At 75.2% G+C, this 432-nt stretch carries 1 protein-coding gene; it reads right to left on the minus strand.

All coding sequences use genetic code 11. The annotated features are described in order from the left end of the window. Window positions 1–29: 29 nt before the first annotated feature. The gene (locus M0638_RS28610) at window positions 30–368 is read right to left on the minus strand and encodes a hypothetical protein (RefSeq protein ID WP_248670355.1); all 339 of its coding nucleotides are present in this window, start codon (window positions 366–368) and stop codon (window positions 30–32) included. Between the last annotated feature and the right edge of the window lie 64 nt (window positions 369–432).

Below are 432 nucleotides of genomic sequence, written 5' to 3' on the forward strand. Positions count from 1 at the left end.
GGGCGGGCCGGCGCCCGCCCCGTTGCCGGTCAGCTCACCGTCACGGTGGCGAGGCGGCAGACGTTCTGGGCGGCGGCCACCATCACGCGGCCGGTCAGGGTCCTGACCATCACGTCGTAGTAGCCGCCCTGGGCGGGGGTGAGCGTCAGGCGGTCGCCGCGGCCGAGCACGCTGCGGCCGAGCAGGTCGCGGCTCCAGCCGCTCGTGCCGGTGGGGCGGATATGCACCTCCATCACCGGCTCGGCGCCGCGGTTGACCACCTCGAAGGTGGTGTTGCAGCCCTGGGCCGAGGCGGTGGCGGGCAGGGCGGAGAGGGCGCCGAGAACCAGGCCGGCACCGAGCAGGGCGGAGCGAAGGGTCTTGGTCATGGGCTGGATCCTCATGGCCGGGCGCGGGATGCGCCCGGTGGGGAGGGGTTACAGCGCGGCCCGC

It is taken from the genome of Roseomonas acroporae, from assembly GCF_023223525.1.
GTDB lineage: Bacteria > Pseudomonadota > Alphaproteobacteria > Acetobacterales > Acetobacteraceae > Roseomonas_E > Roseomonas_E acroporae.

Excerpts from the sequence above, each read along its gene's own strand:
- M0638_RS28610 (WP_248670355.1), bottom strand. The coding sequence starts at position 368 with ATGACCAAGACCCTTCGCTCCGCCCTGCTCGGTGCCGGCCTGGTTCTC.